The organism is Caulobacter sp. CCUG 60055, assembly GCF_022750545.1.
GTDB lineage: Bacteria > Pseudomonadota > Alphaproteobacteria > Caulobacterales > Caulobacteraceae > PUIC01.
On record NZ_PUIC01000016.1, the window covers coordinates 206707 to 231529 of the forward strand.

Annotated in this window: 24 protein-coding genes; 17 read left to right on the plus strand and 7 right to left on the minus strand. The window is 69.3% G+C overall.

Going from position 1 to position 24823, the window contains the following annotated elements:
* The first annotated feature begins 145 nt into the window (after positions 1-145).
* Positions 146-757 carry a peptide-methionine (S)-S-oxide reductase MsrA gene (gene msrA / locus C5708_RS18415; RefSeq protein ID WP_242923374.1) on the plus strand — a complete coding sequence of 204 codons (612 nt, stop codon included), beginning with the start codon at positions 146-148 and terminating at the stop codon, positions 755-757.
* 7 nt (positions 758-764) lie between these two features.
* On the opposite strand, the gene C5708_RS18420 is transcribed toward msrA, so the two are convergent.
* The gene (locus tag C5708_RS18420; protein WP_242923375.1) at positions 765-1202 is read right to left on the minus strand and encodes an EamA family transporter; all 438 of its coding nucleotides are present in this window, start codon (positions 1200-1202) and stop codon (positions 765-767) included.
* A gap of 158 nt (positions 1203-1360) precedes the next feature.
* On the opposite strand from C5708_RS18420, the gene C5708_RS18425 reads away from it, so the two are divergent.
* The 7 genes from C5708_RS18425 (at position 1361) to C5708_RS18455 (ending at position 6899) form a co-directional block, all read left to right on the plus strand.
* The gene (locus C5708_RS18425; RefSeq protein ID WP_242923376.1) at positions 1361-2848 is read left to right on the plus strand and encodes a sensor histidine kinase; all 1488 of its coding nucleotides are present in this window, start codon (positions 1361-1363) and stop codon (positions 2846-2848) included.
* 26 nt (positions 2849-2874) lie between these two features.
* Positions 2875-3291 (plus strand): response regulator, encoded by a 417-nt coding sequence (locus tag C5708_RS18430; protein ID WP_278254057.1) that lies wholly within the window; start codon positions 2875-2877, stop codon positions 3289-3291.
* Positions 3288-4322: a response regulator gene (locus C5708_RS18435; protein WP_242923378.1), complete on the plus strand. Its 1035-nt coding sequence runs from the start codon at positions 3288-3290 to the stop codon at positions 4320-4322. Before C5708_RS18430 ends, C5708_RS18435 begins: the two co-directional genes overlap by 4 nt.
* Before the next feature lie 38 nt (positions 4323-4360).
* A complete protein-coding gene (locus tag C5708_RS18440) occupies positions 4361-4918 on the plus strand; it encodes a hypothetical protein (RefSeq protein WP_242923379.1) in 558 nt (185 codons plus the stop codon).
* A 5-nt stretch (positions 4919-4923) separates the two neighbouring features.
* On the plus strand, positions 4924-5175 hold the full coding sequence (locus C5708_RS18445) for a hypothetical protein (RefSeq protein ID WP_242923381.1): 252 nt from the start codon (positions 4924-4926) through the stop codon (positions 5173-5175).
* The gene (locus C5708_RS18450; protein ID WP_242923383.1) at positions 5172-5573 is read left to right on the plus strand and encodes a hypothetical protein; all 402 of its coding nucleotides are present in this window, start codon (positions 5172-5174) and stop codon (positions 5571-5573) included. The genes C5708_RS18445 and C5708_RS18450 overlap by 4 nt, the downstream gene beginning before the upstream one ends.
* 432 nt (positions 5574-6005) lie before the next feature.
* Positions 6006-6899: a DMT family transporter gene (locus C5708_RS18455; RefSeq protein WP_242923385.1), complete on the plus strand. Its 894-nt coding sequence runs from the start codon at positions 6006-6008 to the stop codon at positions 6897-6899.
* Positions 6900-6941: 42 nt separating this feature from the next.
* On the opposite strand, the gene C5708_RS18460 is transcribed toward C5708_RS18455, so the two are convergent.
* The 3 genes from C5708_RS18460 to C5708_RS18470 all read right to left on the minus strand — a co-directional run bounded on the left by C5708_RS18460 (position 6942) and on the right by C5708_RS18470 (position 9561).
* Entirely contained in the window at positions 6942-8354 is a 1413-nt protein-coding gene (locus C5708_RS18460; RefSeq protein WP_242923387.1) for a M20/M25/M40 family metallo-hydrolase, read from the minus strand.
* An 87-nt stretch (positions 8355-8441) separates the two neighbouring features.
* Positions 8442-9140 carry an RES family NAD+ phosphorylase gene (locus C5708_RS18465; protein ID WP_242923388.1) on the minus strand — a complete coding sequence of 233 codons (699 nt, stop codon included), beginning with the start codon at positions 9138-9140 and terminating at the stop codon, positions 8442-8444.
* Positions 9141-9150: 10 nt separating this feature from the next.
* Positions 9151-9561: an MbcA/ParS/Xre antitoxin family protein gene (locus tag C5708_RS18470; RefSeq protein ID WP_242923389.1), complete on the minus strand. Its 411-nt coding sequence runs from the start codon at positions 9559-9561 to the stop codon at positions 9151-9153.
* 504 nt (positions 9562-10065) lie between these two features.
* Here C5708_RS18470 and C5708_RS18475 point away from each other — a divergent pair.
* The gene (locus tag C5708_RS18475) at positions 10066-10314 is read left to right on the plus strand and encodes a hypothetical protein (RefSeq protein ID WP_242923390.1); all 249 of its coding nucleotides are present in this window, start codon (positions 10066-10068) and stop codon (positions 10312-10314) included.
* Between the two features lie 4 nt (positions 10315-10318).
* Here the strand turns inward: C5708_RS18475 and C5708_RS18480 are convergent, their stop codons facing one another.
* Positions 10319-10924: a TetR/AcrR family transcriptional regulator gene (locus C5708_RS18480; RefSeq protein WP_242923391.1), complete on the minus strand. Its 606-nt coding sequence runs from the start codon at positions 10922-10924 to the stop codon at positions 10319-10321.
* Between the two features lie 197 nt (positions 10925-11121).
* On the opposite strand from C5708_RS18480, the gene C5708_RS18485 reads away from it, so the two are divergent.
* Genes C5708_RS18485 through C5708_RS18495 form a run of 3 tightly spaced genes read left to right on the plus strand, consistent with a single transcriptional unit; the run spans position 11122 to position 16905 of the window.
* Positions 11122-12306, plus strand: coding sequence for an efflux RND transporter periplasmic adaptor subunit (locus C5708_RS18485; protein WP_242923392.1), 1185 nt, complete (start codon positions 11122-11124; stop codon positions 12304-12306).
* Positions 12307-12316: 10 nt separating this feature from the next.
* Positions 12317-15478, plus strand: coding sequence for an efflux RND transporter permease subunit (locus C5708_RS18490; protein ID WP_242923393.1), 3162 nt, complete (start codon positions 12317-12319; stop codon positions 15476-15478).
* 2 nt (positions 15479-15480) lie between these two features.
* Entirely contained in the window at positions 15481-16905 is a 1425-nt protein-coding gene (locus C5708_RS18495) for an efflux transporter outer membrane subunit (RefSeq protein ID WP_242923394.1), read from the plus strand.
* Positions 16906-16970: 65 nt separating this feature from the next.
* Here the strand turns inward: C5708_RS18495 and C5708_RS18500 are convergent, their stop codons facing one another.
* Positions 16971-17801, minus strand: coding sequence for a polysaccharide deacetylase family protein (locus tag C5708_RS18500; RefSeq protein WP_242923396.1), 831 nt, complete (start codon positions 17799-17801; stop codon positions 16971-16973).
* 611 nt (positions 17802-18412) lie between these two features.
* Here C5708_RS18500 and C5708_RS18505 point away from each other — a divergent pair.
* The 5 genes from C5708_RS18505 (at position 18413) to C5708_RS18525 (ending at position 24180) form a co-directional block, all read left to right on the plus strand.
* Positions 18413-18670 carry a GlsB/YeaQ/YmgE family stress response membrane protein gene (locus tag C5708_RS18505; protein WP_242923397.1) on the plus strand — a complete coding sequence of 86 codons (258 nt, stop codon included), beginning with the start codon at positions 18413-18415 and terminating at the stop codon, positions 18668-18670.
* A 324-nt stretch (positions 18671-18994) separates the two neighbouring features.
* Complete coding sequence (locus C5708_RS18510) at positions 18995-21442, plus strand: TonB-dependent receptor (RefSeq protein WP_242923398.1); 2448 nt, start codon at positions 18995-18997, stop codon at positions 21440-21442.
* A 96-nt stretch (positions 21443-21538) separates the two neighbouring features.
* Positions 21539-22279, plus strand: coding sequence for a phosphatase PAP2 family protein (locus tag C5708_RS18515; protein WP_242923399.1), 741 nt, complete (start codon positions 21539-21541; stop codon positions 22277-22279).
* Positions 22280-22381: 102 nt separating this feature from the next.
* Positions 22382-22990 carry a TetR/AcrR family transcriptional regulator gene (locus C5708_RS18520; protein ID WP_242923400.1) on the plus strand — a complete coding sequence of 203 codons (609 nt, stop codon included), beginning with the start codon at positions 22382-22384 and terminating at the stop codon, positions 22988-22990.
* A 2-nt stretch (positions 22991-22992) separates the two neighbouring features.
* Positions 22993-24180, plus strand: coding sequence for a DUF418 domain-containing protein (locus C5708_RS18525; RefSeq protein WP_242923401.1), 1188 nt, complete (start codon positions 22993-22995; stop codon positions 24178-24180).
* Here the strand turns inward: C5708_RS18525 and C5708_RS18530 are convergent.
* A complete protein-coding gene (locus C5708_RS18530; RefSeq protein WP_242923402.1) occupies positions 24177-24623 on the minus strand; it encodes a hypothetical protein in 447 nt (148 codons plus the stop codon). The genes C5708_RS18525 and C5708_RS18530 overlap by 4 nt on opposite strands.
* Between the last annotated feature and the right edge of the window lie 200 nt (positions 24624-24823).

Here is a 24823-nt window from a genome sequence, read left to right on the forward strand (position 1 = left end):
ATTCGCCAGAAAATTGCCAAGTTTTCGCGTCGCACGCGAAGGCGTTCCCGAACGATCCCCCGTCGCGCTAGCGGCGGCTTGCCGAGCGATCGCGAACCGCTACATATGCAAGGGATCAAGGGACGAAATTCCGCTGGAGATCTCCATGCGTCGCTGGTTGCTGACGGCCCTGACCGCCCTCCTCGCCCTGCCCTTCCTGGCGACGCCGCTGCTGGCCGCCTCGCCGGCCAAACCGAAGACCGAGCAGGCCGTGTTCGCCGGCGGCTGCTTCTGGTGCATGGAAAGCGACATGAAGGCCATTCCCGGCGTGATCTCGGTCGAGAGCGGCTATACCGGCGGCGCCATGGCCCGCCCCGGCTATCGCGACGTGCTGACCGAGAAGACCGGCCACTACGAGGCGGTGCGGGTCACCTTCGACGCCGGCAAGATAGATTACGGCTACCTGCTCTCGCGCTACTGGCGCCTCGTCGACCCGACGGACGACGGCGGACAGTTCTGCGACCGCGGCCCCTCCTATCGCACCGCGGTGTTCGTCGACGGAGCCGAGCAGAAGCGCCTCGCCGAGGCCTCCCGCGCCGAGGCGGCCAAGCGCCTGAAGACGGGACGCATGCTGACGCCGGTCCTGGCCCTCGGCCCGTTCTGGCCGGCCGAGGCCTATCATCGCGACTACGCCAAGCGCCACCCGGAGGATTATCACGCCTACCGCCTCGGCTGCGGACGCGACGCCCGGCTGGCGGCGGTCTGGGGCAAGAACTGAAACGCGGTCAGATCCGCACGGCGACCAGGATCGCGCCGCCGGCGATCAGGCCCACCCCCAGCCAGTTGGCCCAACTCAGGCGCTCGCCCAGGAACGCCGCGCCGAACACCGCGACCAGCACCACGCTCAGCTTGTCGATCGGCGCGACCTTGGCCGCCTCGCCCAGTTTCAGGGCGCGGTAGTAGCACAGCCAAGACGCGCCGGTGGCCAGGCCGGACAGCACCAGGAACAGGTAGCTCTTGCCGCTGATCGTGTTCAACGGCTGGCCGCCGCCGGTGGCCGCCAGGAGCGCGCCCAGCACCACCAGGATGACCACCGTGCGCAGGAAAGTCGCGAAATCGGCGCCGACGCCGGCGACGCCGACCTTGCCGAAGATCGCCGTCAAGGCGGCGAAGGCCGCCGAGGCCAGCGCCCAGACCTGCCACGAACCCGTTTCGAACCGCATGGCTTCACCGTCCGCGTCCTATGCGCCCGGCCCAGGCTAACGCGAGCCGCCGGCGCGAAACAATCGCCGCCCCGCCGCAACCCTTTCATCGCTGGCGCGTTTTCGCCGGCCGGGCGTAGAGTGCGTACGGCGCAGGCCGTCCGCCCAGAGGAGCGTCGTTGAATACCCGTTCGTTGCTCAACCGGCTGGCTGTCGCCGCCGTGGCGGTCGGCTTCGTCGCGCTTCTGGCCGCCGCGATCGCCGCGATCTACGTCGCCAAGCGAAACGCCGAATACACCTACTGGGTAAGGCACACCTACGAGGTCGAGCTGCGCATTTCGGAACTGCGCATCCTGGCCGAACAGGTCGAGACCGCCCGCCGCGGCTATATGCTCAAGCACGACCACGCCTTCTACGAGCGGGCGGTGTCGACCAACGCCGCGCTCTTTCCCAAGCTAGAACAGATCGCCGCCCTCACCGACGACAACCCGGCCGAACAGGCCCGCGTCGAGCAGTTGCGGACCCTGATCAGCCGCCAGACCGAATTGACCAACCGTTCCCTGGAGACGACCCGGGCCGGCGGCGTGGTGGTCAGCATCAGAATGTTCCGGACGGACGGCTCGATCGAGACCCTGACCGAGATCCGCCGCATCGCCCGCGACATGGCCGAGGCCGAGCGGCGGCTGCTGGAGGAGCGCAATACCCTGCAGTCGCGCACCGTGCAGGCCCTGGTCGGCGTGCTCGTCGCCGCCGGCGTCATCCTGATCGTCACCGCCGCCTTCTCGGTGGTGGTCATCGTCCGCTACACGCGCGACCTGTCGCGCTCGCGCGATCAGCTTCGCCGCCTCAACGAGAACCTGGAGGACATCGTCCGCGAGCGCACCGCCGACCTGGCCCGCGCCAACGACGAGATCCAGCGCTTCGCCTACATCGTCAGCCACGACCTGCGCTCGCCCCTGGTCAACATCATGGGCTTCACCAGCGAGCTCGAGGCGGCCCTGCCGCCGCTGCGGGACATGATCGCCGCCGGGGAAGCTGCCTCCCCGCCGGTGGCCACGCCCGCCGCCCACGCCGCGGTCGAAGTCGACCTGCCCGAGGCCATCGCCTTCATCCGCAAGTCGACCCAGAAGATGGACCGCCTGATCAACGCCATCCTGCGCCTGTCGCGGGAAGGCCGGCGCATCCTGACGCCGGAGCGGCTGGCCATGGGCGCCATCGTCGCGGGCGTGGCCGACACGCTCAAGCATCGGGCCGACGAGATCGGCGCGGAGATCACGGTCGAGGGCGAACTGCCGTCCATCGTCAGCGACCGGCTGGCCATGGAGCAGGTGTTCTCGAACCTGATCGAGAACGCGCTCAAATACCTGAAGCCGGGCCGCCCCGGCCGCATCGTCGTGCGCGGCCACGCCGAACCCGGACGCCTGGTGTACGAGATCGAGGACAACGGCCGCGGCGTCGACCCGAAAGACCACCAGCGGATATTCGAGCTTTTCCGCCGCAGCGGCCCCCAGGACCAACCGGGCGAAGGCATCGGCCTGGCCCACGTCCGTGCACTGATCTACCGCCTGGGCGGGGTCATCGCCTGCGACTCGGCGCTTGACCGGGGCGCCATATTCCGCCTCTTTCTGCCGCCGACGTTGGCTGGCGATCAAGGGTCATCGCTTTGACGAACCACGAACCTGTCACCATCGTCATGATCGAGGATGACGAAGGCCACGCGCGCCTGATCGAGAAGAACATCCGCCGCGCCGGCATCATGAACGACCTGAGGCACTTCCTCGACGGCTCCTCGGCGCTCGAATACCTGTTCGAGGGCGACGAGAACGGCCGCCTGCGCGGACCGGCCCTGGTCCTGCTCGACCTCAACCTGCCGGACATGAGCGGCACGGAAATCCTGGCCAAGATCAAGGCCGAGCCGGACCTGAAGCGGACGCCGGTTGTGGTCCTGACCACCACCGACGACAAGACCGAGATCCAGCGCTGCTACGACCTGGGCTGCAACGTCTACATCACCAAGCCGGTGGACTACGAGGCGTTCTCGCGCGCCATCCTCCAGCTCGGCCTGTTCCTGTCGGTCATCCAGGTGCCCGACAACGGAAGCCACGTGTGACGCAACCGTTTCCGCGTATCCTTTATATCGACGACGACGAGGGGCTGCGGCGGCTGGTCAAGCGCGCGCTGGACCGGCGCGGCTATCTGGTCGAACTGGCGGCGGGCGGCGACGAAGGGGTGGAGCGGGCCTCGCGGGAGAGCTTCGACCTCATCGCGGTCGACCACTACATGCCCGGCCTCGACGGCCTGACCACGCTGGCGCGCCTCAACGCCCTGCCGACGCCGCCGCCGGTGGTCTATGTCAGCGGCTCCGAAGAGACCCCTGTGGCCGTGGCCGCCCTCAAGGCGGGCGCCGCCGACTATGTCGTCAAGACCGTCGGCGACGAGTTCTTCGACCTGCTCGACAGCACCTTCCAACAGGCCCTGGAGCAGATGCGCCTGCGCCGCGAGAAGGAAGCCGTCGAGCAGACCCTGCGCGACACCATCGAGCGCCAGGCCATGCTGCTGCGCGAGGTCAACCACCGCGTCGCCAACAGCCTGCAGCTGGTGTCCTCGTTCGTGTCGCTGCAAGCCTCCCAGGGCGGCGACGAGACCCGGCACGCGCTCAAAAGCATCCAGAACCGCGTTTCGGCGATCATGCAGGTGCACCGGCGGCTCTATACGTCCGACGACGTGCTCAGCGTCGACGTCCATGAGTATCTCGAGGCGCTCATCGACGAGCTCGGCGCCACCTGCGCCACCGGCAAGGGCCAGCGTCCGCTACGCCTGACCGCCGCGCCGGTGCGCCTGCCGACCGACAAGGTGGTGTCGCTGGGCATGATCGTGGCCGAGCTGGTCACCAACGCCTGCAAGTACGCCTACCCCCCCGACGACGACGGCGAGGTCCGTGTCGCGCTGCGGGTGCTGTCCGGCGGCCGGGCCGCGCTGGAAGTCGAGGACGACGGTCCCGGCATGGATTTCTTCGCCGAGGCCCAGGGCACCGGCCTCGGGCGGCGGGTCATCGCGGCCATGGCCAAGAGCCTACGCGGCGAACTGATCGCGGACCCGGCCCATTCCGGGGCCCGCATCCGTCTGGAATTCCCCATCTGAACTGAGCGCGGCGCGAAGCCGATCTCGGCGGGCGCCTCATGGGCCCACCGAGATGTCGTATTTTAAATACGATTTCGATTGACCGGAAATCGTATCTTTTTTACGATTTTGAGGTGCCCAAGGAGTCCCCCTTGCCCTCCCCTCATGATTTCACCGAAGCCGCCGTGGCGAACGCCTTCGCCGCGGCGGGACGCCCGCCGCCGCCCGATCGGCGCCTTCGACGCCTCGCGGCGGCCCTGTCCTACAGCTCGGACGCCGATACGGCGCTTGGGCTGGCGCGGCACGACGGGGCGCACGACCTCGTCAACGACCTAATCCTCTGGCAGGCGGCCCAGGCCGAGCGCGCCGATCCGCTGCGGCAGGCCGCGCGGCAATTGATAGAGGCCGAGGAGCGTGACCGGTGGGCGCGGTCGGCCGATCAGGAAGCCGACGCGCTCGAACGGGCGGCGGCCCGGACCGCGACGGTCTGGGACACGGGCCGCGCGCGGACGATCCGGCTGCAAGCCCAGCTTCAGCGGGCCTGCGCCGGCTCCCGCCGCGATGAGGCCGCGGCCCTGCGTCGGTCGGCCGCCGAACTGGCCGCGACGGCGGGCTGAGCCTCATGCGCCACGCCCAATACGCCCCGGTCGAATATCGCTGCGACGGCGGCGACATCGTCGAGCACGCCTATGGACGCGCCCGCCGCCTGACGGCGATCGAGGCGCGCCGACTTTGCGTCCGTCATCGGGCGCAGGCCCTGGCCTTCGAGCGGGTCGAGCCCGCCTTCGCCGCGCATTGCCGACGCCGGTTCATCGCACTTCACACCGCCCTGTCCGACCTGAGGGCCGAGGCAGCCGCCCAGGAGGCCGCATGAAGATCTCCCCCGAAGATCGCCGCGCCATCGACGAGGCCCTGGCCGCCGGCCGCGTGACCTATGCGCCGCCCGGCTATGCGGCGGGCCTGACCGTGATCGAGGCCATCACCGGCGTCATCGCCCCGCCCGACCACGACCCCGCCTTCACAGGCGCGGCGGCGCGGCAGGCGACAGGCAAGGCCGACGCGCCGCGTCGACGATCGACGGCGAGCAGCCGCGCGGGCCGCCCCCCCGGCGAGATCACCGTGGCGCTGCTGGCCATGGAGGTCGGGCAGAGCCTGGTGTTCGCCAGCGAAAGGGCGCCCGAGCACATCAAGACCGCGACCCGGCGGCGGCCTGAGCGGCGCTGGACCCGGACCCGGACGCCGGCGGGCTACCGCATCCAGCGAACCGCCTAGGCCGGAAACGCAAAACGCCCGATCCGGAGGATCGGGCGTCCACGTTTTCGGGCGCTGAGGCGCCGGTCGATCAGATCGACGGGGAGACGAACCCGATGGCCGCCAGCGGCAGGCCCAGCAGAAGCAGCGCCGTCACAGCGGCGCCAAGACGTTCGGTCCACACAGTGTAGTTCGACATTGGTCGTTCCTTTGCTCTTGGCCGAGACCCGGAGGACCTTGCTCAGGATTCCGCAAAACGCGACCGCGTCTTGCCCCGTTCTCGACAGGTTGGTGAAATAGTCATTCACCCATTCCAGTTCAAATGAATTTGCTGCAATGCAGCAAAGCAAGGCCTCGCTATGGCTTTCGCGCCACAGCCGCGCCGACCACCTCGCCGCTGTTTCCGGCTGGACCTGACCGCGCTATGCGGAGAACTCGCCCGATCGGAATCCCATGTCGCATACCCCCGCCAAGTCCTCGCTCAACCTGCTTCCCACGGCGTCGCTGCTGACGGCCATCGTGTCGGTCCAGGTTGGCGCGTCGCTGGCCAAGGGCCTCTTTCCCGCCGTCGGCGCCCAGGGCGTCACGGCGTTGCGGGTGACCCTGGCCGCCCTGGTCCTGGCCCTGGTCTGGCGGCCCTGGCGGGGCGGCCCCCTGTCGAAGCGCGACCTGCGCAACATCGCGCTCTACGGCGCGGCGCTCGGGCTGATGAACCTGTTGTTCTATGTCGCGCTGACCCGCATCCCCCTCGGCGTCGCCGTGGCCCTGGAGTTCACCGGCCCGCTCGCCCTGGCGGTCAGCGCGTCGCGGCGGCCGCTGGACTTCGTCTGGATTGTCCTGGCGATCGCGGGGCTGGCGCTGCTGTTGCCGTTCGGCGCCGCCAGCGACGGCATGGACATGGTCGGAGCCGCCTTCGCCGTCGGCGCGGGGGTCTGCTGGGCGCTCTACATCCTGTTCGGCCAGAAGGCCGGCGACGCCGTGCATGGCGGCCGGGCCGCCGCGCTCGGCATGGTGGTGGCCACCGCGATCGTCCTGCCGTTCGGCGTGGCCGAGGCGGGCGCGAAGCTGCTCGACCCAAGCCTGCTGCCCATGGCCCTGGGCGTGGCCGTACTGTCCAGCGCCCTGCCGTTCTCGTTGGAGATGGTCGCCCTGACCAGGATGCCCACCCGGGTCTTCGGCGTGATGCTCAGCCTCGACCCCGCCGTGGCGGCGCTGGTCGGCCTGGCGGTCCTGGGCGAGCGCCTGAGCCTGCTGCAGTGGGCGGCCGTCGGCCTGATCGTCGCGGCCTCTGCCGGCAGCGCCGCCACCGCGCAGAAGCGGGCGCCGGCGCCCGACACCCTGGCCTGAGCGGGCCCGGCGTCCATCCTGGGACGCCGGACCTCGCCGGGCCTACTTGGCGTTGGCGTAGATCTTGACCACCTCGTAGAGGAAGTCGCGCCCTTCATGGAGCGAGCGCACGCGGATACGCTCATTGAGCCCGTGGACGCCGTTGCCGTCCGGATCGCCGAACATGCCCGACAGGCCGTAAGTCGGAATGCCCGCGGCGTTCAGATAGCGCCCGTCGGTGGCCCCCGTGGACATCGTCGGGATCAGCGGCACGCCCGGCCACAGCTTGGCCGACACGGTCTCCACCGGCCCGAGGATCTGCTTGGTCAGGGCCGGCGCCGGCGGCGTCGGGCTCTGCGGCTCGACCACCGAGACGCTGATCTTGGGATCGTCGACCACCTTGGCCAGGGTCTGGCGCACGTCTTCGACCGGGACGCCGGGGAAGATGCGGCAGTTGACGTTCGCCCGCGCCCGTTGCGGCAGGGCGTTGGGGGCGTGACCGCCGTCGAGCATGGTCGCCACGCAGGTGGTCCGCAGCATCGAATGCCAGCTGGCGTCCTTGGACACGATGGCCTCGGCCTTGGCGTCCTGGGGGTTGGCGACCAGCGCCTTCATCGCAGCGCCGGTCTCGCCGCCTTCGAGATCGGCCATCCGCGTGAAGTAAAGCTTGGTGGCGTCGTTGAACTGAACCGGGAAGTCGAAGTCGCGCAGCCGCGCCAGGCCGTCGGCGAGGTGATAGATGGCGTTGTCCTTCACCGGCCGCGAACTGTGGCCGCCGGGGTTGGTCGTCTCCAGGGTGAAGTCCTGATAGACCTTCTCGCCGGCCTGGACGCCGAGCGCCACGCGGTTCCCGTTGGCGTCCAGACGGCCGCCGGCGCCCTCGTTCAGCGCGAACTCGGCGTCGATCAGGCCGCGTTCCTTCTGGACCAGATAGTCGGCGCCGTTGAAGGCCTTGGTGGTCTCCTCGCCGCAGGTCAGGGCCAGCTTGATCGAGCGCTTGGGCTTGAAGCCTTCCTTGCGGTAGCGGATCAGGCTGTCGGTGAACACCGAGGCCATAGCCTTGTCGTCGCTGGCCCCACGCCCGTAGAAATAGCCGTTCTCCTCGACCAGCTTGAACGGGTCGCGCCGCCAGTCCTCGCGCTTGGCCTCGACCACGTCGATGTGGGCGAGCAGCAGGATCGCCTTGGCCTTGGGATCGGTCCCATGCAGCACGGCGACGAGGCCGCCCTCCTTGGGGTGGCTCGGCTCGACGAACACCTTGACGTCGGCTTCGGGATAGCCGGCCGCCTTCAGGCGATCGGCCATCTTGGTCGCGGCGGCGGTGCAATCGCCTTGGGAATAGGTGGTGTTGGTCTCCACCAGCTCGCGATAGAGGTCGCGGAAGGCCGCCTGATCGGCGCGCACCGTCTGGGCCGGCTGGGCCGACGCGCTCGACGTCATCATCAAGGCCGCGCCCGCGGCCAACAACTTCTTCATGGGTTTCGTCCCCTCTCCAGACCGGCCATTAGGGGGACCAAGCCGACCGCGTGGCAAGCGGGCCGCCAGCCTTGGCCCGACCATTTTTCAGGCGGGCCAGCCGATCCAGCGGTCCTCGGCGTAGTCGAAATAGCGGTCCACCCGCTCGCCGTTCCAACGGTACTGCAGATGCCGCTCCTGCACCGGCGGCTGGACCGCCGTCGGCTTGAAGGCGCCGACGCACCATCCGCCGGCCAGGCGCACGCTGGGATAGACGACGCCCGCCGCGCCCTGCTGGCGCAGCCGCGCGCCGTAGGCCTGGGACGCGCCATAGGCGTCAGGGTCGAGCACCGCCGTCCGCTCGGCCTCGGGCAGGGCCGCGACATCCTCGAAGTCGTGGTCGATCGCCCCGACCAGGACGCGCATGTCCTCGGCGCGTGGCGGGTCGCCGGCGTCGCGGGCGAACGCCTCGAAATGATGGATGGTCTCGGCCAGGGCGGTCCTGAGGTCGGCCGCCGCGTAATAGACCCCGAAGCGGCCGTCGCCGAAGCGCGACCCCTTCGGATTGACGTGGGTGAAGCTCGACATCACGTAGCTGGCGCCGGGCCCGAAGATGCGGTCTTCCGGCGGCACCAGCGCGATCACCCCAGTCTCGTCGCGGACGCGCGGATTGGTCAGGGCCTCCAGGGCGATCAACGCCTCCCACACCGAAGGGTCGGCCGAGACGCGCTCGAACAGGTCGATCGGCGGATAGCGCGAAGCGATGATGCGGCGGGCGCCCCGCCAACGCACGCGACGCGTCGTCATGGCGCCGACCTCAGCTCCAGGGCGCGCGCGCGGCGTCGAGATAGGCCCGCACCGCGGCCAGATCGGTGACGTCGCCCGCCGTCATGCGGCCCAGCGGCGTCTGGCCGCCGAAGAAGCGGTTGGGCCGCCTGATCCAGCCGTCCGCCAGGCCAGCGTCGGCGTAGGCGATCTGAAGCGCCTTGAAGATGCCGGCCACATAGCCGATGCGGCGCAGGGTGTCCGCCGGGGCCCGAGCGTTGTCGCCCCGCCGCCAGGCGAAGAAGGTGCTCTGCGACGGCGCGCCGAGGATGACGCGGGCCTCGTCGTTGCCGACGCCCCAGAGGTCCATGATGCCGAAGAACCCCTGCAACGCCGCCCTCACGCCGTTCCCATCGAGGACGGCGGCCTGGATTTCATCGGATTTGCGGGCTGCGGCAGACATGCGAGATTCCGTTCTCGCACAATATAGCGCGCCGACTACAAATTCACAATGAGGTCGGCGAGAAGCCTCAGCCTGCGTACATCGCCGTGAACCAGGCCAGACCGGCCACGATCGCCGCGACCGCGATCAAGGACGCGATCAGGCAGCTGCTATCGACCACATGATCCGGCGCGGTTCTACGCCCGTCATGGAACCCTTGTACCGACATGCCGTCCTCCGGCTTCGATCGCCTGCGACAATAACACCGAAATAGTCCCGCCGGTTTCCAATTCTTTGGCCGGCGCGCAGGTAAATTCCCATGACGCGGCTAATACGGCGTTGACGCAGGGGTGCGGCGCGGCGCCGCACCTGACCGGCGCGAATTCTCCGACAGATTGCGCGAGGCGGATTTACACTCCTGGGCGGGCGCGAACATCCTCGCGCAACCTTGTCGGGAGGAGCGCGATGGCCTGCAGCGTCTGCGACGCGACCACCAACCAAATCCGCCTGAATTGCGGAAATGGGATGCATTATCTGTGCCTGGCCTGCAACACGACGATCTACAACACCCGCCAGCGGGACGGCGAAGGCCGCGACGTTCCGGGAACGCACACCACCCGGTGCCCTCTGTGCAGGGCCAATTCCGTAGGCCCGACCCCGCTCGTCCCCCGCCAGATCCTGTTGCAGCAAAGGGCGGTGGTCATCGACCAGTACGTTCCGCCGCCGCCGCCGCCGCGCGGCCTCTATGACGGCCTGCCGCCGCCCCGGAACTGACGGATCAGCCGCCTTCCAGCACGCAGCGGATGACCCTTTGCAGGATCTTCTCGAACCGCTCGCGGTCGAGGTCGGGGTTCTTGACCAGGCGCAGCGGCAGCCCCTCGAACAGCAGGCCGATCATCTCGGCCTTGGCGTCGAGCTCGGCCATGTCCTCGCCCGGGCGGCGCAGGTCGGCCATCATCAACCGGCATCGGGTGCGGACGGCGGCGTCGGCCTGCTGCACCGCCCGCGCCACCGCCGGATTGCGCGCCGCCTCGGCCGCGACCTCCAGCATCAGGGCGCTGCGGGCCGGATCGGCCGCCCGGGCCACCCCGTCGCCCGCCCGAGAGACCAGGAGATCGACCAATCCGCCGTCACCCGACGACACCTCCGACAGGAAGGCGATGCCCTCCTCCAGATCCTGCTCGACGATCGCCGCGATCAGGGCTTCCTTGTTCTCGAACTCACGATAGATCTGGCCGACGCTCATGCCGGCCGCACGGGCGATCTCGGCCATGCTGGCGCCGTGGAAGCCTTCGCGGCGAAACCGATCGGCCGCCGCAGCGACGATCCGTCGTCTGCGCGCTTCGGCCTTGCCTTCGCCGGTGTCTTCGGTCGCCTCGTTCATCGCAGGCGGTTTCTCCATTAATTTTCGCTGACAATCCAAGGGCTCACCTTGACCGCGAACAAGGCCGCCCCTACCTGCGGCCCTGAGAATGAACGTTCATTCTCAATTTGCAATATTGTCTTTTGCCACGTTTTCGAACGAAGTCGGCGTTGCGGGGGAAACCGGCGCCGTTGGCTCCAATGGGGTTCAGGATCTCAATGCTCGCAATCCGCCGCACCGCGCGCCCGCTTCTCGTCGCCGGCGCAGCCGCCGCAGCCCTGGCCCTGGCGGCCTGCGGAGGCAAGCCCGCCGGAGGGCCGCCGCACGGACCGGCCCAGGTCGGCTACGTGGTCCTGAAGGCCGAAGCGGTCCCGCTGACCGCCTCCCTGCCCGGCCGGACCAGCGCCTACCTGATCTCGGACGTCCGTCCTCAGGCCAACGGCATCATCAAATCGCGCCTGTTCCAGGAAGGCGGCGACGTCCGCGCCGGCCAGGTGCTGTACCAGATCGACGCCGCCCCCTATCAGGCCTCGCTGGCGAGCGCCCAGGCGGCCCTCGCCAAGTCGCAGGCCAACCTGGCCACGGTTCGGCTCAAGGCCCAGCGCTACAAGGAGCTGGTCGCCATCGACGCGGTCTCCAAGCAGGACTATGACGACGCCAACGCCGCCTTGCAGACCGCGGTCGCCGACGTCGCCGCGCAGAAGGCCGCCGTCCAGACCGCCCAGATCAACCTCGACTACGCCCGCATCTCCGCGCCGATCTCCGGCCGCATCGGCAAGTCGACGGTCACGCCCGGCGCCCTGGTGACCGCCGGCCAGACCAACGCCCTGACCACCATCACCCAGCTCGACCCGATCTATGTCGACGTGACCCAGTCGAGCGCCGACCTGCTCAAGCTCAAGAGCGAGATCGCCGCCGGCCGGCTCGACGGCTCGGGCAAGGCCCCGGTCAAGCTGGTGCTGGAGAACGGCCAGACCTACGCGCAGACCGGCGCCCTGGCCTTCTCGGACGTCACCGTCGACCAGAGCACCGGCTCTGTGACCCTGCGGGCGGTGTTCCCCAATCCGAACAAGGTCCTGCTGCCAGGCATGTACGTGCGGGCGGTGGTCGACGAAGGGGTCTCGCCCAACGCCATCCTGGCGCCGCAGACCGGCGTCAGCCGCGATCCCAAGGGCGACGCCACGGCCTTCGTGGTCGGCGCGGACGGCAAGGCCGAGCTGCGCCAGATCACCGTGTCGCGGACGGTGGGGCCCAACTGGCTGGTCACCTCGGGCCTCAAGCCCGGCGACAAGCTGATCGTGGAGGGGCTCCAGATGGTTCGCCCCGGCGCGCCGGTGAAGGCCGCGCCCGCCACCCAGGCCGGCGGCGCCACGCCGGCGACCGCGCCCGCCCAGCAGCACTGAAGGCCGCGCCATGTTGTCCCGCTTCTTCATCGATCGCCCGATCTTCGCCTGGGTGATCGCCATCGTGATCATGTTGGCCGGCGCCCTGGCCATCCGCACGCTGCCGGTCGCCCAATACCCCAACATCGCCGAGCCGCAGGTGTCGATCACCGCGGTCTATCCGGGCGCTTCGGCCAAGACGGTGGAAGACAGCGTCACCCAGGTCATCGAACAGAAGATGAAGGGCCTGGACGGCCTGCTCTACATGTCGTCGACCAGCGACGCGGCGGGCCTCGCCCAGATCACCCTGACCTTCGAGTCCAAGACCGACCCTGACATCGCCCAGGTGCAGGTGCAGAACAAGCTGCAGAGCGCCATCGCCCTGCTGCCCCAGGAAGTGCAGCAGCAAGGCCTGACCGTGGCCAAGGCGCAGCGCAACTTCATGATGGTCATCGGCCTGTACGGCGACAACGGCAAGTACACCGACATCGACCTCGCCGACTATCTGGCCTCGCACATCCAGGACCCGATCAGCCGCGTCGAGGGCGTCGGCGACGTGCAGCTGTTCGGCTCGCAGTACGCCATGCGTCTGTGGCTGGACCCCAACAAGCTCAACAGCTTCAACCTGACCCCGGCCGACATCGCCGCCGCCGTGCGAGCGCAGAACGCCCAGGTCTCCGCCGGTCAGCTCGGCGGGACGCCAGCGACCAAGGGAACGGCGCTGAACGCCACCATCAGCGCCCAGTCGCGGCTGCAGACGCCCGAACAGTTCCGGGCGGTCATCCTCAAGACCAACCCGGACGGCTCGCTCGTGCGCCTGGGCGACGTCGCCCGCGTGGAGCTCGGCGCCGAAAGCTACGATTCCGCCGCCAACTACAACGGCAAGCCGGCCTCCGGCATCGCCATCAAGCTGGCCACCGGCGCCAACGCCCTGAAGACCGCCGCCGCGGTGAAGGCGGAGATCGAAACGCTCTCCAAGCAGTTCCCCGAGGGCGTCAAGTACGTCATCCCCTATGACTCGACGCCGTTCGTGAAGCTGTCGATCGAGGAAGTGGTCAAGACGCTGATCGAGGCCATCGTCCTGGTCTTCGTGGTGATGTTCCTGTTCCTCCAGAACTGGCGCGCCACCCTGATCCCGACCATCGCCGTGCCGGTGGTGCTGCTCGGCACCTTCGCGGTGCTGGCGGCCTTCGGCTACTCGATCAACACCCTGACCATGTTCGGCCTGGTGCTGGCCATCGGCCTGCTCGTCGACGACGCCATCGTGGTGGTCGAGAACGTCGAGCGGGTGATGAGCGAGGAGGGATTGTCTCCCAAGGAAGCCACCCGCAAATCGATGGGCGAGATCACCGGAGCGCTGATCGGCATCGCCCTGGTGCTGGCCGCGGTGTTCGTGCCCATGGCCTTCTTCGGCGGGTCGACGGGGGTCATCTACCGACAGTTCTCGATCACCATCGTCTCGGCCATGGCCCTGTCGGTGCTGGTCGCCCTGGTGCTGACGCCCGCCCTGTGCGCCACCCTGCTCAAGCCGATCCAGAAGGGACACCACGTCTCGGAGACCGGCTTCTTCGGCTGGTTCAACCGCAATTTCGACCGCGGCAGCGCGCGCTACCAGTCCTCGGTGCGCAAGCTGCTGGGCCAGAGCGTGCGCTACATGGCCATCTACGGCGTGATCGTCCTGATCATGGGCGTGCTGTTCGTGCGCCTGCCCTCCTCGTTTCTTCCCGACGAGGACCAGGGCATCCTGATGAGCATCGTCCAGTTGCCGCCCGGCTCCACCCAGGAAGCGACCCTGGACGTGATGAAGAAGCTCGACCACCACTTCCTGGTCGAGGAGAAGGACACGGTGCAGGGCATCTTCACCGTCGCCGGCTTCAGCTTCAGCGGCGCCGGCCAGAGCGCGGGCATGGCCTTCGTCCGGCTGAAGGACTGGTCCGTCCGCAAGTCGCCCGACCTCAAGGCCCAGGCCATCGCCGGCCGAGCCATGGGCGCCTTCTCGCAGATCAAGGGGGCGATGGTCTTCGCCCTCGTGCCGCCGGCGGTGCCGGAGCTGGGCATCGCTTCCGGCTTCGACTTCCAGCTGCAGGACATCGGCGGCATCGGCCACGACAAGCTGATGGCCGCGCGCAACCAGCTCCTCGGCATGGCGGCCCAGGACAAGACCCTGGCTCAGGTCCGCCCCAACGGCCAGGACGACACGCCGCAGTTCCAGGTCGACATCGACCAGGCCAAGGCCGGGGCGATGGGCCTGACCACCGCCGACATCAACAGCGCCCTGAGCTCGGCCTGGGGCGGCTCGTACATCAACGACTTCGTCGACCGCGGCCGCGTCAAGCGGGTCTACATGCAGGCCGACGCGCCGTTCCGCATGAAGCCCGAGGATCTGAACAGCTGGTACGTCCGCAACAAGTCCGGCCAGATGGTGCCGTTCTCGGCCTTCGCCGACGCGCACTGGAGCTACGGCTCGCCGCGGCTGGAACGCTACAACGGCGTGCCCGCCTTCAACATCCAGGGCTCGGCCGCGCCCGGCAAGAGCACCGGCGACGCCATGAAGGCGATGGAGCAGCTCGTCGCCAAGCTCCCGCAGGGCGTCGGCTTCGAATGGACCGGCCTGTCGCGGCAGGAGCGGGCTTCCGGCGCGCAGGCCCCGGCCCTCTACGCCCTGTCGATCCTGGTGGTGTTCCTGTTGCTGGCCGCCCTCTATGAGAGCTGGTCGATCCCGCTGTCCGTGATCCTGGTGGTGCCGCTAGGCATTGTCGGGGCCCTGCTGGCCGCCACCTTCCGGGGGCTTTCCAACGACATCTACTTCCAGGTCGGCCTCCTGACGACCATGGGGCTGTCGGCCAAGAACGCCATCCTGATCGTCGAGTTCGCCAAGGACCTCCAGGCCCAGGGCCGCTCGCTGATCGAGGCCACCGTCGAGGCGGTGCGCATCCGTCTGCGGCCGATCCTGATGACCTCGTTCGCGTTCATCTTCGGGGTGCTGCCGCTGGCGATCTCCAACGGGGCGGGCTCGGGCAGCCAGCACGCCATCGGCACCGGCGTCATCGGCGGCATGGTGTCGGCGACCGTCCTGGCGATCTTCTTCGTGCCGCTGTTCTTCGTGCTGGTCCGGCGCCTGTTCAAGGAGCATGGCGACCATGCGTCCGAGCCGGCGCCCGCCGCCTCCAACCCGACCGGCGAGGGCCGCTGATCATGTCGCGTACACACATTGCCGCCGTCTCGCTGACGGCCCTCCTGGCGGCCGGCTGCACCCTGGCCCCGCGCTACGAGCGTCCCGTCGCCCCGATCGCCCAGGCCTGGCCCGGCGGCGCGGCGGGATCGCAGGCGGCGGCCCAGGCCGCCGCCGACATCGGCTGGCGCGAGTTCTTCACCGACGCCAAGCTGCGCGGCCTGATCGAGATCGCCCTGCGCGACAACCGCGACCTGCGGGTCGCCACGGCGAACATCGCCCAGGCGCGCGCCCAGTACCGCATCGTCCGCGCGCCGCTGCTGCCCGCCGTCAACGCCTCGGTCAGCCAGTCGCAGGGCCGCTCGCCCAGCCCCCTCACCGGCCAGGTCGACTACAGCCGCTCCTACCAGGGCCAGGTCGCGGCCAGCGCCTATGAGCTGGACCTGTTCGGCCGCGTGCGCAGCCTGTCGAACGAGGCTCTTGAGAAGTACCTGGCCACGGAGGAAGGCCGCCGCAACGTCCAGATCAGCCTGGTCTCCGAGGTCGCCAACGCCTACCTGAATCTCGGCGCCGACCAGGCTCGCCTTCAGCTGGCCCAGAACACCCTCGACGCCCAGCAGAAGTCGCTCGATCTCGTCACCCGCCGCTTCCAGTTGGGAACCGCCTCCAAGCTGGACGTGCGCCAAGCCGAGACCACCGTCGAGCAGGCCAGGTCCGACCTCGCCGGCTACACGGCCCAGGTCGCCGAAGACCAGAACGCCCTGACCCTGCTGCTCGGCGCGCCCCTGCCCGACGACCTGCGCCCCGCCGGCCTGCCCGACGCGGCGGCCGAACTGGTCGACGTGCCCGCCGGCCTGCCGTCCGAGGTGCTGACGCGCCGTCCCGACGTGCTGGCCGCCGAACATCAGCTCAAGGCCGCCAACGCCGACATCGGCGCGGCGCGGGCCGCCTTCCTGCCGCGCATAACCCTCACCGGCTCCGCCGGCTCGGTCAGCCCGAAGCTTTCGGACCTGTTCAGCGGCGGCACGGGGGTCTGGAGCTTCACGCCGCAGATCAGCCTGCCGATCTTCCAGGGCGGCGCCAACCTGGCCGGGCTGCGCTATTCGCAGGCCAGCCGCGACGTGGCGGTGGCCCAGTACGAGAAGGCGGTGCAGACCGCCTTCCGCGAGGTGGCCGACGCCCTGGCCGAACGGGGCTCGATCGCCACGCGGCTGGGCGCCCAGACCGCGCTCGCGGCCTCGACCGCCGACACCCTGCGGCTGTCCGAAGCCCGTTATACTCGCGGCGTCGACAACTACCTGACGGTGCTGGTGTCGCAGAACGCCTACTACGCCGCCCAGCAGTCGCTGATCTCGGCGCGGCTCGCCGAGGCCTCGAACCGGGTGGCGCTCTACAAGGTGCTCGGCGGCGGCTGGCGCGAGACCTCGGGCCAGGCGACCGCCGGCTAGGACGCCCGTCCTCCGCGCTTGCCGTCGCCCGCGCCGCCAGGAACGGCCCATGGCGCGGCTCCTGCCTAGCCGGCGGCGGCGATCCGTTCACCCGGCTTGTCGCCAAGGGTCCGGCGAATGTGGGTGAAGACCTCGCCCATGGGCGCGCACCAGATCGGCTGGCCGCCGATCCAGTCGAGGATGCGCCCGTGGTTGCGCAGGCAGGTGTCGCCCACGCCCATGCGGCGCGGCAGCACCTCGTGGAAGACCAGGATGGCCCAGCCGCCCTCCGTCATCGCCCGGCGCAGGTAGCGGAACGCCGGCTCGACCGCGTCGCGGTCGTAGGTCGGCTCGAAGCCGTTGAGGAACAGGCGGTTGGCCAGCACCTCGCCCGGCGCGTTGGGGGGGCCCTCGGTGGTCCTGGCCGCCTGGAACATCGGGCCGACGACGTCGCGATAGCGGGCCTCGCGGATCAGCTGGGGCCCGTCCCCCAGCGAGGTGTTGTCGCAGGGATAGGCGTAGCTCTTGAAGCGGCTGGCGCCGAAGTTGTCGTCGAGGAACCGCTCCATCGGCTCCAGCTCCAGCCGCGAGAAGCTCTCGGCCGAGTACCGGCGCAGGACGCAGGGATGGGTCACCGTATGGTCGCCGATCTCGTTCCCCGCCGCCGCCGCCCGTCGCCAGTCGTCCAGGCGAGCGCGCATGTTCTGTTCGGTCAGGAAGAAGGTGGCCCTCATGCCCCGCGCACGCAGTTGCGGCGACGCATAGTCGAGTTGGCTGGGCAGGCCGTCGTCATAGGTCAGGCTGACGGCGGCCTTCGCCTCGCCCGGCCAGAACCCGGGCGCGGCCGCTCCCGCCGGCCGCCCGCCAAGGGCGACGCCCGCCGAGAACAGAATACTGAAGCGCCGTCGTGTCAGCATGACGTCCTGCGGTCGCGGCGGCTCGCCGCCCCCTCCTCTAAGAGGCCGCCAGCGGTCTTGCGGACGCGCGGCGGCCTCTCGAGCCACGCCTCCCCGCGGGGGGTCCGGTGAGAATGGGAAGGCGTTGCGTCCCCATGCTAGCCGGCCGACGGCGGCGCGCCAGGGCGCGCCAGGTAATCAATTGTAACCTCGCAGTCCCGCCCCGTGCTCGCGCGGGCCATTCAAGAGACCAGGATACAATTGTTTACATCCATCGGGGTAGCGCGTGGTCCCACCGCCGCTCTAGCCTTGGCGGGTCATCGTCCTGTCCGGCGTCAACCGTCCACCGTCGCCGGCCAGGACCTGAGGGGCCGTCGATGACCTCCAAACCTTGTCGCGGCGCCTTGATGATGGGGGGACCGCCGCCAGGAGCAAACCTGGCGGCGGCTTCTTCTTCCGCCCGGCGGCGCGATGCTTGACCGTATTTCGGGCCCTTGCCCGCCTCCTCCTCCGAGGTAGCATCCACCGGTGAACCCCGCTGCGCGGCCTTCCATGCGCTGACGGCGACGCGCGCGCCGGCCGGGCGACGCGTCGTGGGCGTCCCGTTCCAGATCCGGCCGGAGGGAACGCGCATGCATCACGGACTTATCGCCTGGCTGGTCATCGGCCTCGTCGCCGGATGGCTCGCCGGCCTCCTGGTCAAGGGATCGGGCTTCGGCCTGGTCGTCGACATCGTGGTCGGCGTGGTCGGCGCGGTCGTCGGCGGCTGGCTGACCGGTCGGGTCGGCGTCCATGTCGGCGGCGGACTGGTCAGTTCGATCATCGTCGCCGTCATCGGCGCGGCGGCGCTGCTGTTCGTGCTGCGCATCGTCAAGCGCGCCGTCGCCTGATCGTCCCCGGGGGGACGCGTCTTCACGGCGCGTCAACGGGACGACTATAATAAGCGCTGTAAGCGGGGCTTCAAAGTCCGCGGATATTGAGAAATCTCAATGTCGCCGGCCGCCGCGGACAATAACCGGCAAGCTCTTATAAATTTACCCAAATTCAACGACTTATCACCCGCGACACAAAACTGTCGCGTACTCAACACCTATCCTTCACTTGAGAACGACGTGACCCGGGGGGCAATGACCGCCCCCGAAGGCGTTCACGACGGACGGGTGCAAAGGCCCGACGGACCGCCGCCTTAGACGGTGACTCAGGGGATTGGCGAAATGATCTATCTGCAACGACGCGCTCGGCGAGGCGCGCTCGGCTGTTCGATGTTGGCCCTGGCCACGGCGCTCGCCGCCGGCCATCCGGCCATGGCGGCGGGGGCGAACGACGCCGCCGGCAAGCCCGCCGACGATCCGGAAGTGTCCGAGATCACCGTCACCGCCCCCAAGGGCCAGGCGGCCGACGTCGCCCAGGTGAAGTCCTCGCTCAGCGCCACCGAGCCGCAGGCGGTGATCACCCGCAAGTTCATCGAGGAATCGGCGCCGCGGGTCGGCGACTTCACCACCTCGGCGATCCTGGCCCCGTCGATGGCCACCACGCCCAACGCCAACGGCCCCGGCGCCACCGACGGCGCCAAGCTGACCATGCGCGGCTTCCAGGACGGCGAATACAACATCACCTATGACGGCATCGCCTGGGGCGACACCAACGGCCCCAGCCACCACGCCAACTCGTTCTTCCCGTCCTCGACCATCGGCGGCATCGTCATCGACCGCGGCCCCGGCCAGGCGGCCGACCTGGGCCAGGCCAACTTCGGCGGGTCGGTGAACCTCTATTCGCTGCCGTTCGAGGACGCGCCCAGCGTTCGCCAGACCCTGACCGCCGGCAGCTTCGGCACCTATCAGGGCGTGACCACCCTGGCCACCGGCCCGATCGACCGGCTGCACGGGACGAACGTCGTCCTCAACTTCATGGAATACAAGACCAAGGGCTACCTGACCAACAGCCCCAGCGACGGCTACAACCAGTTCATCAAGGTCAAGGTGCCGGTGACCGACCGCTTCACGGTGACCGCGCTCTACACCCACAACTGGGACACCTATAACCAGGGCGACAGCAACTCGACCGCCAGCGTCGCCCAGACCGAGGCCTACGGCAAACGGTTCGCCCTGAGCAACGACCCGACGCTGCAGACCTATTACGGCTACAACTACACCAAGAAGGCCACCGAGTTCGGCTACATCAAGGCCGATCTCGACCTGGGCCAGGGCTTCAAGGTCGAGAACACCGCCTACACCTACTGGTACAGCAACAAGACCCTGTCGGCCCTCGACGGCACGGCCGACAACACCGTCGGCGCGAAGGCCCTTGCCGCCGCCAACCTCGTCATCCTGACGCCCTCGGCCAAATATCCCGCCGGCGGCTCCGGCTACGCCGCCACGAGCAAGCAATACGGCCTGCCCGGCTACCTGAAGCGCAACGCCTACCGCGTCCGCGGCGACATCCTGAAGGGCACCAAGGAGTTCGACTTCGGCACAGCCACGGTCGGCGTCCTGTACGAGACCGCCCGCACCTCGCGCTCGCGCTTCGACATCGACCTGATCACCACCCTGCCCGACTTCCGCGAGAAGGCCGCCAACTATCCGGGCCCGACCGGTTGCCAGGGCCTGCCGCAGCAGGTTGCGCCCGGCAAGACCTATGACGGCGCCTGCCAAGTTCCGCTCAACGTCGCCTACAACGAGTATTCCGGCTGGCACCAGTACCAGCCCTTCGCCCAGTTCGAATGGCGCCCGACCGACAAGCTGACCATCACGCCGGGGATCAAGTACGTGCACTTCGATCTCTACGTGCACGCGCCGGTCCTGGCGGTGAAGGGCTCGCTGCAGCCGGCCTACACCTCCAGCACCTACACCAAGACCCTGCCGTTCCTGACCGTGAACTACCGCATCCGTCCCAACTGGGCGGTCTACGCCCAGTACGCCCAGGGCTTCCTGGTGCCGAACGTCAGCGCCTTCTACGTCAACAACCCGCAGGCCCAGAGGGTCGTGCCGCAGGAATCGACCAACTACCAGATCGGCACCGTGTTCAACTCGGGCAAGCTGACCCTGGACGCCGACCTCTACTACATCGACTTCCAGCACAAGATCCAAAGCCTGATCGATCCGGCCACCAACGAGACCTACGAAACCAACTCGGGCGGCGCGACCTACAAGGGGATCGAGGGTCAGGCGACCTACGTCCTGCCCTACGGCTTCAGCACCTTCGCCAACGTCTCGATCAACAGCGCCGAGGGCAAGGACGACCCGCTGAACCCCGGCTATAACGGCCGCCAGTTGGCCAAGGCCCCCTTCTGGACCGGCGCCCTGGGCGTGCGCATGGAGCGGCACGGCCTGCTGCGTCCGGATGACATCCTGATCGCCACCTTGAACGACAAGATGATCGGGCCGCAGTTCGCCACCGCCGCCTCGGGCGTGACGCCGCCCACCGGCAAGATCCACGCCTTCGACCAGGCCGACCTCAGCGCCACCTACAAGCTGGGCCGCTACAGCCTGCAGGTCCAGTTGCTGAACCTGTTCGACAGCACCGACATCACCTCGTTCAAGGGCAAGGCGCTGATCGCCGGCACCAACCTGCCGGCCACCACCTCGCTCCAGGGCGGCGCGGCCAATGTGTTCACCTACCAGACCGGCCGCAGCTATCAGGTCACATTGAAGGCGGCCTTCTAAGACCGCCGCTCCCCGCAGCCCGGCCCGGCGGCCGCCCCTCTCGCCGGACCGGGCCGCGGCCTTTCCCCGAACCCTCCCGCATCCACGGAGCCCGCGATGCCCCGTCGCCTTCTGCTCGCCGCCGCGGCCGTCGCCGCGCTGGCCGCCTCGCCCGCCCTGGCCCAGGCCCCGACGCCGGCCGCCAAGCCGCACAAGCCCGGCAAGGTCCTGCAGTTCCTGACCGCCGAGGACGTCGACGCGCGCCGGCTCCTGCCGCCGCCGCCGGCCGACGACGCCGCCGCCGGCAAGGCCGACCTCGAAGCCGTCCGGCAGACCATCGCCGCCCGCTCGCCCGAGCGGCTGGCCCAGGCCAAGTGGGACGACGATCACGAGGACCCCAGCGCCTTCTTCGCCACCGCCGGCGAAGGCTTCGACCTCAAGACCCTGCCGGCGACGGCCGAGGTGATGAAGATCGTCCAGGTCGACGCCGCCGCCGCCGCCACGGCGGCCAAGAAGGTGTTCGCCCGCAAGCGCCCGTGGGCGGTGGACCCAGCCATCCCCACCTGCGATCCCGACGACAAGCCGCTGACCTCCTATCCCAGCGGCCATGCGGCCCAGGGGTACGCCTTCGCCATGACCTACGCCGTGCTGATGCCGGAGAAGGCCCAGGCGTTCATGGTCCGCGCCAAGGACTACGCCCTCAGCCGCGTGGTCTGCGGCGCGCACTTCCCCACCGACATCCAGGCCAGCCACGCCCTCAGCGCGGCGGTGGTCGCCTCGCTGCTCAAGAACCCCGGCTTCCAGGCCAAAGTCGCGGCCGCCAAGGCCGAACTGCGAACCGCCAAGTTCACCCAATAACGGCCGCCCCCGATTGGGCCAGGCCGCCGGGCCAGGCCGGCTTGACGAACGCGCTCGATTAATAAATAGATCAGTCAGTCTATTTATTAATCGAGGCTGCGGATGGCGAGAACCGTCAACCCCCGGGAACACGCCGCGCGGCGCCAGGCCATCGTCGAGGTCGCCAAGGCCTGCTTCGCCCGCAAGGGCTTCCATCAGGCCAGCACCGCCGAGATCTGCGCGGCGGCGGGGATCAGCCCCGGCGCCCTCTTCCACTACTTCCCCAGCAAGAAGGCGATCATCGCCGCCATCGTCGAACAGGAGGGCGCCGAAACCGCGGCCTATTTCGACGCGGCCGAAGATGGCGACGACCTCTACGCCGAGGTCATGGGCTTCCTCGACCTGGCGCTGGAACTCGCCGCCGACGGCGATTTCGCCAGCCTGACCCTCGAGATCGCCGCCGAGGCGGCCCGCGACCCCGACATCGGCCGCCTCGCCGCCCGCAACGACGCCGACCTGCGCGCGCGCCTCGAAGGGCTGCTGGACGGCGCGGCGCGGCGCGGCCAGATCGATCCCGGCCTGCCGGCGTCCGAGGCAGCTTCCTGCCTGACCATGCTGGTCGACGGCGCCTTCAGCCGGGTGGCGACCGATCCCGACTTCCGCCCGGCCGAGCAGAAGGGCGCCGCCCTGCTGCTGGCCCGGCGCTTCCTGCGCCCGACCCACAGAGAATAGCAATGAACGCGACGCAGAATGACAGGCTGGCCGTCGTCGACGCCCTGCGCGGCTTCGCCCTGCTCGGCATCCTGATGGTCAACATCGGCGCCTTCTCGTCGACCTTCTACGGCCTGGAGATCCCGGACCCGAAGTTCGTCGCCCCCTTCGACCGCGCGGTGCAGTTCGCGATCTCGGCGCTGTTCGAGACCAAGTTCTACCTGCTGTTCTCGTTCCTGTTCGGCTACAGCTTCACCCTGCAGATGAGCTCGTCCGAAAGGACCGGGCGGCCGTTCGCCCCCCAGATCCTGCGTCGCCTGGCGACCCTGTGGGTCATAGGGCTGATCCACGCCGCCCTGCTCTACCACGGCGACATCCTGACGACCTACGCCTTGCTCGGCCTCGTCCTGCTGGCGGCGCGCCGCACTGACGACCGCCTCCTGCTGTCCGCCGCCGGCCTGCTGGTCCTCGTCACCGCGCTGTGTTGGGCGAGCCTGGCCACGCTCCAGGGGCTCAAGCCCGAACCGCTGAACCCGGCCGCCATCCTCGCCGAGGCCCAGGCCGAAGCCGAGATATTCAGGGGCTCGCCGGCGGCGGTGGTCGCCCAGCACCTGCGAGAGCTGTCCTCGGTGTGGGGCATTGTGGCCTTCATACAGGCGCCGTGCGCCCTGGCCATGTTCCTCCTCGGCCTGGTCGCCGGTCGGCGCAAGGCCCTGGCCCGCGTCGACGAGCATCTGCCGAAGCTGCGCCTGCTGCTGGCGGCCGGGCTGGCCGTCGGCCTGCCCGGCGCCCTGTTCTACGCCTGGACCAGCGTCTTCGCCCCCGGGGCGACGCTGGCGGGGCTGGCCGTCGGCGTGCTCACCGCGCCGGCGCTGACCGGGGCCTATCTGGCCGGAGCGGTGCTGCTGTTCACGAGCCAGGCCGGCGCCCGCCTCCGCGACGCCCTCGCCCCGGCCGGACGCATGGCCCTGTCCAACTATCTCTCGCAGTCCTTCGTCTGCGCGATGATCTTCTATGGCTACGGCCTGGGCTGGATCGGACGGACCTCGCCCAGCCAGACCACCCTCATCGCCCTGGCTCTGTTCGCGATCCAGCTGTTCGTCAGCCGCTGGTGGATGGACCGCTTCGCCTATGGACCGCTCGAATGGCTGCTGCGCGCCGCCACCACCGCGGCCTGGCCGCCCTGGCGCAAGGCGCAGCAACCCGCCTAGCGGGTCGCCGCGGCCTTGGGCGGCTCTGAAGGGGCCGGCGCGGGTCCGGCCTGCAGGCCGATGCGCAGCGGCTGCGTCATCCGCTTCGGCGGCGCGGCCAGCCGGCGGCCCTCCAACAGCGCGCGCAGGCTGGCCTGCACCTCCGCCGCGCCGGCGGCCGGCGCGGCGGCCTGGGTGATCACGCCGTCAGGGGCGATCCAGATACGCACCTCGACATGGCCGTCCCGCTCGGCCTCGCCGCCGGCCGAGGCCAGGACGTCGCGCACGCGCGCCGCGCGGGCGTCGTCCTCGTTCATCCATCCGGCGATCACGCTGGTGGCCTGGGTCGCATAGGCCATCCAGGCCTGCGGCGGCTGGGCCGGCGGCGCGGCGGCGGCGGGAAGCGCCGCCCCGAACAGCGCGACGGCGCCGGAGATCCATTTCGATAGTCGCCGACCACGCATCCGACGCCCCTCCTCGATCGCCTCGCCCCAAAGCGGGACGAGCCAAAGCCCCACGCGCCGCCGACGGCGGCGCCTTGTCCGTCCCGGCGTAGTTCGCGGCCGGGACGGGTTCGTCAGGTCAGCGCGCGGCGGGGGCGGGCTGGCTGGCCGGCAGGGTCTCGCGCTCGAAGGTCAGGCTCGCCAGCTTGGCGTCCAGCCCC